The organism is Curtobacterium sp. MCBA15_005, from assembly GCF_001864855.1.
GTDB classification, from domain to species: Bacteria; Actinomycetota; Actinomycetes; order Actinomycetales; family Microbacteriaceae; genus Curtobacterium; species Curtobacterium flaccumfaciens.
On record NZ_MJGL01000027.1, the window covers coordinates 3,019 to 4,408 of the forward strand.

Annotated in this window: 1 protein-coding gene and 1 pseudogene; both read right to left on the minus strand. The window is 72.4% G+C overall.

Going from position 1 to position 1,390, the window contains the following annotated elements; all coding sequences use genetic code 11:
* Positions 1 to 244 (minus strand): annotated as a pseudogene (locus tag BIU89_RS18550) (hypothetical protein); the annotation flags it as partial.
* The coding region (gene mtrB / locus BIU89_RS11920) for an MtrAB system histidine kinase MtrB (RefSeq protein WP_071246810.1) at positions 244 to 1,390 on the minus strand (1,147 nt) is incomplete at its 5' end. The gene mtrB and the pseudogene BIU89_RS18550, both read right to left, overlap by 1 nt.

Below are 1,390 nucleotides of genomic sequence, written 5' to 3' on the forward strand. Positions count from 1 at the left end.
GGGCGATCGCGTAGTTGTCCTGGGCACCGGTCGCGGCGGCGATGAACCCGCGGAGGATCGCCGTCTGGTCGGACCCGGTGATCGGCTTGTCCGGCCGGAAGTCGACGCCCGAGAGCGACTCGTCCTTGATCGTCTGCCCGGTGCGCACGGCACCGTCGGTCGGGATGGCCGCGCAGGCGGTGACCGCGAGCAGGCTGACCGCGGCGAGCGCGACGGCGAGGACGTGGCGGATCCGGTGGCGCATCAGGACTCCTCTCGCACGGCACGGGGGCCGTCGTACGACTCGTCGAGCTCGGGCAGCGGGATCGCCGAGGTGGCGGTGGTGCCCTGCTCGTTGCGCGGCAGGGTGAGCACGAAGGTCGAGCCCTCGCCCGGTCGGGACCACACGTCGATGCGCCCGCCGTGGAGCTTCGCGTCGCCGAGGCTGATCGCCAGGCCGAGCCCGGTGCCGCCGATGGTGCGCTTCCGGCTCGGGTCGGCCCGCCAGAAGCGGTCGAACACCCGAGCGGCGTCCTCCGGTGGCATGCCGACGCCCTGGTCGCGGACGGCGATGGCGACGGTGCGTGCGTCGCTGTCGACGACGACCTGCACGGGCTTCGCGTCACCGTGCTCGATGGCGTTGCCGACGAGGTTGCGCAGGATCCGGCGGACCCGCTTGGCGTCGAGCCGCATCGTGGTGTGGCCGCCGGGGGTCGCGAGCTGCAGCTCGACGCCGGCGCGTTCGGCGAGCGGACGGAACTCGTCGACGATGTCCGCGGCGAGGGACGCCGGCACGACGGGTGCGGTGTCGAGCTGCACCGCCTGGGCGTCGTACCGCGAGATCTCGAGCAGGTCGGCGAGGAGCGTCTCGAAGCGCTCCACCTGGGTGTGCAGGAGCTCGGCGGACCGGCCGACCGATGGTTCGAACGCGTGCCGGGAGTCGTAGAGCATGTCGCCGGCGAGCCGGATCGTGGTGAGCGGGGTGCGGAGCTCGTGCGACACGTCGGACACGAACCGCTGCTGCACGCGGGAGAGCTCGGCGAGCTGGGTGATCTGGCGGCTGACCGCCTCGGCCATCCCGTTGAAGCTCCGCGCCAGGGTCGCCAGGTCGTCCTGCCCGCGCACCGGGATGCGTTCGTCGAGGCGCCCCGCGGCGATCTTCCGGCTCGTCTCGGCGGCACCGCGGATCGGCACGACGACGAGCCGGACCACGAGCGACGTGACCAGGGCGATGAGCACCATGAGCGCCACACCGCCGATCGAGAGCGTCTGGGAGACGAAGTCCAGGGTCTGCTGCGCGTCGGAGAGGTCGTAGACCAGGTACAGCTCGTACTGGCCGGCGCTCGGGATCTGCAGCGTGGACCCAACGGCGAGGCCCGGCACCCGGCGCCCGTCGTCGTCGAGTTCGACG